The 7826-nt window shown below is 47.9% G+C and carries 5 protein-coding genes and 1 pseudogene; 2 read left to right on the top strand and 4 right to left on the bottom strand.

All coding sequences use genetic code 11. The features are described from left to right. Nucleotides 1–62 precede the first annotated feature (62 nt). Nucleotides 63–280: pseudogene (locus BZJ21_RS16885) on the top strand (hypothetical protein); the annotation flags it as partial. A gap of 1149 nt (nt 281–1429) precedes the next feature. Here BZJ21_RS16885 and BZJ21_RS14695 read toward each other — a convergent pair. The 4 genes from BZJ21_RS14695 to BZJ21_RS14670 form a co-directional block, all read right to left on the bottom strand. Further along, a complete protein-coding gene (locus tag BZJ21_RS14695; RefSeq protein ID WP_000817031.1) occupies nt 1430–2401 on the bottom strand; it encodes a ParB/RepB/Spo0J family plasmid partition protein in 972 nt (323 codons plus the stop codon). After that, nucleotides 2401–3567, bottom strand: coding sequence for a plasmid-partitioning protein SopA (sopA, locus tag BZJ21_RS14690; RefSeq protein WP_000772446.1), 1167 nt, complete (start codon nt 3565–3567; stop codon nt 2401–2403). Before sopA ends, BZJ21_RS14695 begins: the two co-directional genes overlap by 1 nt. Before the next feature lie 587 nt (nt 3568–4154). After that, nucleotides 4155–4910, bottom strand: coding sequence for a replication initiation protein RepE (repE, locus tag BZJ21_RS14685; RefSeq protein WP_000852146.1), 756 nt, complete (start codon nt 4908–4910; stop codon nt 4155–4157). 1394 nt (nt 4911–6304) lie between these two features. Beyond that, nucleotides 6305–6652 (bottom strand): tyrosine-type recombinase/integrase, encoded by a 348-nt coding sequence (locus BZJ21_RS14670; RefSeq protein WP_000442160.1) that lies wholly within the window; start codon nt 6650–6652, stop codon nt 6305–6307. Between the two features lie 218 nt (nt 6653–6870). On the opposite strand from BZJ21_RS14670, the gene BZJ21_RS14665 reads away from it, so the two are divergent. After that, entirely contained in the window at nt 6871–7530 is a 660-nt protein-coding gene (locus BZJ21_RS14665; RefSeq protein WP_000412211.1) for a type A-1 chloramphenicol O-acetyltransferase, read from the top strand. The last annotated feature ends 296 nt before the right edge of the window (nt 7531–7826 follow it).

The following is a 7826-nucleotide window of genomic DNA, read 5'->3' as shown; positions in this document are numbered from 1 at the left end:
CAAGGGATGGGGGATGGATGACGAGGACCTTTTCGAGAAGGCTGCTGATTCCGATCTCGGCGATGTGGGATCCCCGGGTACCGAGCTCGAATTCGCCCTATAGTGAGTCGTATTACAATTCACTGGCCGTCGTTTTACAACGTCGTGACTGGGAAAACCCTGGCGTTACCCAACTTAATCGCCTTGCAGCACATCCCCCTTTCGCCAGCTGGCGTAATAGCGAAGAGGCCCGCACCGATCGCCCTTCCCAACAGTTGCGCAGCTGAATGGCGAATGGCGCCTGATGCGGTATTTTCTCCTTACGCATCTGTGCGGTATTTCACACCGCATATGGTGCACTCTCAGTACAATCTGCTCTGATGCCGCATAGTTAAGCCAGCCCCGACACCCGCCAACACCCGCTGACGCGAACCCCTTGCGGCCGCATCGAATATAACTTCGTATAATGTATGCTATACGAAGTTATTAGCGATGAGCTCGGACTTCCATTGTTCATTCCACGGACAAAAACAGAGAAAGGAAACGACAGAGGCCAAAAAGCTCGCTTTCAGCACCTGTCGTTTCCTTTCTTTTCAGAGGGTATTTTAAATAAAAACATTAAGTTATGACGAAGAAGAACGGAAACGCCTTAAACCGGAAAATTTTCATAAATAGCGAAAACCCGCGAGGTCGCCGCCCCGTAACCTGTCGGATCACCGGAAAGGACCCGTAAAGTGATAATGATTATCATCTACATATCACAACGTGCGTGGAGGCCATCAAACCACGTCAAATAATCAATTATGACGCAGGTATCGTATTAATTGATCTGCATCAACTTAACGTAAAAGCAACTTCAGACAATACAAATCAGCGACACTGAATACGGGGCAACCTCATGTCCGAGCTCGCGAGCTCGTCGACAGCGACACACTTGCATCGGATGCAGCCCGGTTAACGTGCCGGCACGGCCTGGGTAACCAGGTATTTTGTCCACATAACCGTGCGCAAAATGTTGTGGATAAGCAGGACACAGCAGCAATCCACAGCAGGCATACAACCGCACACCGAGGTTACTCCGTTCTACAGGTTACGACGACATGTCAATACTTGCCCTTGACAGGCATTGATGGAATCGTAGTCTCACGCTGATAGTCTGATCGACAATACAAGTGGGACCGTGGTCCCAGACCGATAATCAGACCGACAACACGAGTGGGATCGTGGTCCCAGACTAATAATCAGACCGACGATACGAGTGGGACCGTGGTCCCAGACTAATAATCAGACCGACGATACGAGTGGGACCGTGGTCCCAGTCTGATTATCAGACCGACGATACAAGTGGAACAGTGGGCCCAGAGAGAATATTCAGGCCAGTTATGCTTTCTGGCCTGTAACAAAGGACATTAAGTAAAGACAGATAAACGTAGACTAAAACGTGGTCGCATCAGGGTGCTGGCTTTTCAAGTTCCTTAAGAATGGCCTCAATTTTCTCTATACACTCAGTTGGAACACGAGACCTGTCCAGGTTAAGCACCATTTTATCGCCCTTATACAATACTGTCGCTCCAGGAGCAAACTGATGTCGTGAGCTTAAACTAGTTCTTGATGCAGATGACGTTTTAAGCACAGAAGTTAAAAGAGTGATAACTTCTTCAGCTTCAAATATCACCCCAGCTTTTTTCTGCTCATGAAGGTTAGATGCCTGCTGCTTAAGTAATTCCTCTTTATCTGTAAAGGCTTTTTGAAGTGCATCACCTGACCGGGCAGATAGTTCACCGGGGTGAGAAAAAAGAGCAACAACTGATTTAGGCAATTTGGCGGTGTTGATACAGCGGGTAATAATCTTACGTGAAATATTTTCCGCATCAGCCAGCGCAGAAATATTTCCAGCAAATTCATTCTGCAATCGGCTTGCATAACGCTGACCACGTTCATAAGCACTTGTTGGGCGATAATCGTTACCCAATCTGGATAATGCAGCCATCTGCTCATCATCCAGCTCGCCAACCAGAACACGATAATCACTTTCGGTAAGTGCAGCAGCTTTACGACGGCGACTCCCATCGGCAATTTCTATGACACCAGATACTCTTCGACCGAACGCCGGTGTCTGTTGACCAGTCAGTAGAAAAGAAGGGATGAGATCATCCAGTGCGTCCTCAGTAAGCAGCTCCTGGTCACGTTCATTACCTGACCATACCCGAGAGGTCTTCTCAACACTATCACCCCGGAGCACTTCAAGAGTAAACTTCACATCCCGACCACATACAGGCAAAGTAATGGCATTACCGCGAGCCATTACTCCTACGCGCGCAATTAACGAATCCACCATCGGGGCAGCTGGTGTCGATAACGAAGTATCTTCAACCGGTTGAGTATTGAGCGTATGTTTTGGAATAACAGGCGCACGCTTCATTATCTAATCTCCCAGCGTGGTTTAATCAGACGATCGAAAATTTCATTGCAGACAGGTTCCCAAATAGAAAGAGCATTTCTCCAGGCACCAGTTGAAGAGCGTTGATCAATGGCCTGTTCAAAAACAGTTCTCATCCGGATCTGACCTTTACCAACTTCATCCGTTTCACGTACAACATTTTTTAGAACCATGCTTCCCCAGGCATCCCGAATTTGCTCCTCCATCCACGGGGACTGAGAGCCATTACTATTGCTGTATTTGGTAAGCAAAATACGTACATCAGGCTCGAACCCTTTAAGATCAACGTTCTTGAGCAGATCACGAAGCATATCGAAAAACTGCAGTGCGGAGGTGTAGTCAAACAACTCAGCAGGCGTGGGAACAATCAGCACATCAGCAGCACATACGACATTAATCGTGCCGATACCCAGGTTAGGCGCGCTGTCAATAACTATGACATCATAGTCATGAGCAACAGTTTCAATGGCCAGTCGGAGCATCAGGTGTGGATCGGTGGGCAGTTTACCTTCATCAAATTTGCCCATTAACTCAGTTTCAATACGGTGCAGAGCCAGACAGGAAGGAATAATGTCAAGCCCCGGCCAGCAAGTGGGCTTTATTGCATAAGTGACATCGTCCTTTTCCCCAAGATAGAAAGGCAGGAGAGTGTCTTCTGCATGAATATGAAGATCTGGTACCCATCCGTGATACATTGAGGCTGTTCCCTGGGGGTCGTTACCTTCCACGAGCAAAACACGTAGCCCCTTCAGAGCCAGATCCTGAGCAAGATGAACAGAAACTGAGGTTTTGTAAACGCCACCTTTATGGGCAGCAACCCCGATCACCGGTGGAAATACGTCTTCAGCACGTCGCAATCGCGTACCAAACACATCACGCATATGATTAATTTGTTCAATTGTATAACCAACACGTTGCTCAACCCGTCCTCGAATTTCCATATCCGGGTGCGGTAGTCGCCCTGCTTTCTCGGCATCTCTGATAGCCTGAGAAGAAACCCCAACTAAATCCGCTGCTTCACCTATTCTCCAGCGCCGGGTTATTTTCCTCGCTTCCGGGCTGTCATCATTAAACTGTGCAATGGCGATAGCCTTCGTCATTTCATGACCAGCGTTTATGCACTGGTTAAGTGTTTCCATGAGTTTCATTCTGAACATCCTTTAATCATTGCTTTGCGTTTTTTTATTAAATCTTGCAATTTACTGCAAAGCAACAACAAAATCGCAAAGTCATCAAAAAACCGCAAAGTTGTTTAAAATAAGAGCAACACTACAAAAGGAGATAAGAAGAGCACATACCTCAGTCACTTATTATCACTAGCGCTCGCCGCAGCCGTGTAACCGAGCATAGCGAGCGAACTGGCGAGGAAGCAAAGAAGAACTGTTCTGTCAGATAGCTCTTACGCTCAGCGCAAGAAGAAATATCCACCGTGGGAAAAACTCCAGGTAGAGGTACACACGCGGATAGCCAATTCAGAGTAATAAACTGTGATAATCAACCCTCATCAATGATGACGAACTAACCCCCGATATCAAGTCACATGACGAAGGGAAAGAGAAGGAAATCAACTGTGACAAACTGCCCTCAAATTTGGCTTCCTTAAAAATTACAGTTCAAAAAGTATGAGAAAATCCATGCAGGCTGAAGGAAACAGCAAAACTGTGACAAATTACCCTCAGTAGGTCAGAACAAATGTGACGAACCACCCTCAAATCTGTGACAGATAACCCTCAGACTATCCTGTCGTCATGGAAGTGATATCGCGGAAGGAAAATACGATATGAGTCGTCTGGCGGCCTTTCTTTTTCTCAATGTATGAGAGGCGCATTGGAGTTCTGCTGTTGATCTCATTAACACAGACCTGCAGGAAGCGGCGGCGGAAGTCAGGCATACGCTGGTAACTTTGAGGCAGCTGGTAACGCTCTATGATCCAGTCGATTTTCAGAGAGACGATGCCTGAGCCATCCGGCTTACGATACTGACACAGGGATTCGTATAAACGCATGGCATACGGATTGGTGATTTCTTTTGTTTCACTAAGCCGAAACTGCGTAAACCGGTTCTGTAACCCGATAAAGAAGGGAATGAGATATGGGTTGATATGTACACTGTAAAGCCCTCTGGATGGACTGTGCGCACGTTTGATAAACCAAGGAAAAGATTCATAGCCTTTTTCATCGCCGGCATCCTCTTCAGGGCGATAAAAAACCACTTCCTTCCCCGCGAAACTCTTCAATGCCTGCCGTATATCCTTACTGGCTTCCGCAGAGGTCAATCCGAATATTTCAGCATATTTAGCAACATGGATCTCGCAGATACCGTCATGTTCCTGTAGGGTGCCATCAGATTTTCTGATCTGGTCAACGAACAGATACAGCATACGTTTTTGATCCCGGGAGAGACTATATGCCGCCTCAGTGAGGTCGTTTGACTGGACGATTCGCGGGCTATTTTTACGTTTCTTGTGATTGATAACCGCTGTTTCCGCCATGACAGATCCATGTGAAGTGTGACAAGTTTTTAGATTGTCACACTAAATAAAAAAGAGTCAATAAGCAGGGATAACTTTGTGAAAAAACAGCTTCTTCTGAGGGCAATTTGTCACAGGGTTAAGGGCAATTTGTCACAGACAGGACTGTCATTTGAGGGTGATTTGTCACACTGAAAGGGCAATTTGTCACAACACCTTCTCTAGAACCAGCATGGATAAAGGCCTACAAGGCGCTCTAAAAAAGAAGATCTAAAAACTATAAAAAAAATAATTATAAAAATATCCCCGTGGATAAGTGGATAACCCCAAGGGAAGTTTTTTCAGGCATCGTGTGTAAGCAGAATATATAAGTGCTGTTCCCTGGTGCTTCCTCGCTCACTCGACCGGGAGGGTTCGAGAAGGGGGGGCACCCCCCTTCGGCGTGCGCGGTCACGCGCACAGGGCGCAGCCCTGGTTAAAAACAAGGTTTATAAATATTGGTTTAAAAGCAGGTTAAAAGACAGGTTAGCGGTGGCCGAAAAACGGGCGGAAACCCTTGCAAATGCTGGATTTTCTGCCTGTGGACAGCCCCTCAAATGTCAATAGGTGCGCCCCTCATCTGTCAGCACTCTGCCCCTCAAGTGTCAAGGATCGCGCCCCTCATCTGTCAGTAGTCGCGCCCCTCAAGTGTCAATACCGCAGGGCACTTATCCCCAGGCTTGTCCACATCATCTGTGGGAAACTCGCGTAAAATCAGGCGTTTTCGCCGATTTGCGAGGCTGGCCAGCTCCACGTCGCCGGCCGAAATCGAGCCTGCCCCTCATCTGTCAACGCCGCGCCGGGTGAGTCGGCCCCTCAAGTGTCAACGTCCGCCCCTCATCTGTCAGTGAGGGCCAAGTTTTCCGCGAGGTATCCACAACGCCGGCGGCCGGCCGCGGTGTCTCGCACACGGCTTCGACGGCGTTTCTGGCGCGTTTGCAGGGCCATAGACGGCCGCCAGCCCAGCGGCGAGGGCAACCAGCCGAGGGCTTCGCCCTGTCGCTCGACTGCGGCGAGCACTACTGGCTGTAAAAGGACAGACCACATCATGGTTCTGTGTTCATTAGGTTGTTCTGTCCATTGCTGACATAATCCGCTCCACTTCAACGTAACACCGCACGAAGATTTCTATTGTTCCTGAAGGCATATTCAAATCGTTTTCGTTACCGCTTGCAGGCATCATGACAGAACACTACTTCCTATAAACGCTACACAGGCTCCTGAGATTAATAATGCGGATCTCTACGATAATGGGAGATTTTCCCGACTGTTTCGTTCGCTTCTCAGTGGATAACAGCCAGCTTCTCTGTTTAACAGACAAAAACAGCATATCCACTCAGTTCCACATTTCCATATAAAGGCCAAGGCATTTATTCTCAGGATAATTGTTTCAGCATCGCAACCGCATCAGACTCCGGCATCGCAAACTGCACCCGGTGCCGGGCAGCCACATCCAGCGCAAAAACCTTCGTGTAGACTTCCGTTGAACTGATGGACTTATGTCCCATCAGGCTTTGCAGAACTTTCAGCGGTATACCGGCATACAGCATGTGCATCGCATAGGAATGGCGGAACGTATGTGGTGTGACCGGAACAGAGAACGTCACACCGTCAGCAGCAGCGGCGGCAACCGCCTCCCCAATCCAGGTCCTGACCGTTCTGTCCGTCACTTCCCAGATCCGCGCTTTCTCTGTCCTTCCTGTGCGACGGTTACGCCGCTCCATGAGCTTATCGCGAATAAATACCTGTGACGGAAGATCACTTCGCAGAATAAATAAATCCTGGTGTCCCTGTTGATACCGGGAAGCCCTGGGCCAACTTTTGGCGAAAATGAGACGTTGATCGGCACGTAAGAGGTTCCAACTTTCACCATAATGAAATAAGATCACTACCGGGCGTATTTTTTGAGTTATCGAGATTTTCAGGAGCTAAGGAAGCTAAAATGGAGAAAAAAATCACTGGATATACCACCGTTGATATATCCCAATGGCATCGTAAAGAACATTTTGAGGCATTTCAGTCAGTTGCTCAATGTACCTATAACCAGACCGTTCAGCTGGATATTACGGCCTTTTTAAAGACCGTAAAGAAAAATAAGCACAAGTTTTATCCGGCCTTTATTCACATTCTTGCCCGCCTGATGAATGCTCATCCGGAATTTCGTATGGCAATGAAAGACGGTGAGCTGGTGATATGGGATAGTGTTCACCCTTGTTACACCGTTTTCCATGAGCAAACTGAAACGTTTTCATCGCTCTGGAGTGAATACCACGACGATTTCCGGCAGTTTCTACACATATATTCGCAAGATGTGGCGTGTTACGGTGAAAACCTGGCCTATTTCCCTAAAGGGTTTATTGAGAATATGTTTTTCGTCTCAGCCAATCCCTGGGTGAGTTTCACCAGTTTTGATTTAAACGTGGCCAATATGGACAACTTCTTCGCCCCCGTTTTCACCATGGGCAAATATTATACGCAAGGCGACAAGGTGCTGATGCCGCTGGCGATTCAGGTTCATCATGCCGTTTGTGATGGCTTCCATGTCGGCAGAATGCTTAATGAATTACAACAGTACTGCGATGAGTGGCAGGGCGGGGCGTAATTTTTTTAAGGCAGTTATTGGTGCCCTTAAACGCCTGGTTGCTACGCCTGAATAAGTGATAATAAGCGGATGAATGGCAGAAATTCGATGATAAGCTGTCAAACATGAGAATTGGTCGACGGCCCGGGCGGCCGCAAGGGGTTCGCGTTGGCCGATTCATTAATGCAGCTGGCACGACAGGTTTCCCGACTGGAAAGCGGGCAGTGAGCGCAACGCAATTAATGTGAGTTAGCTCACTCATTAGGCACCCCAGGCTTTACACTTTATGCTTCCGGCTCGTATGTTGTGTGGAATTG

The organism is Salinivibrio costicola subsp. alcaliphilus (assembly GCF_001996185.1).
GTDB lineage: Bacteria > Pseudomonadota > Gammaproteobacteria > Enterobacterales > Vibrionaceae > Salinivibrio > Salinivibrio costicola.
This window is presented reverse-complemented; position numbering and strand designations above follow the sequence as displayed.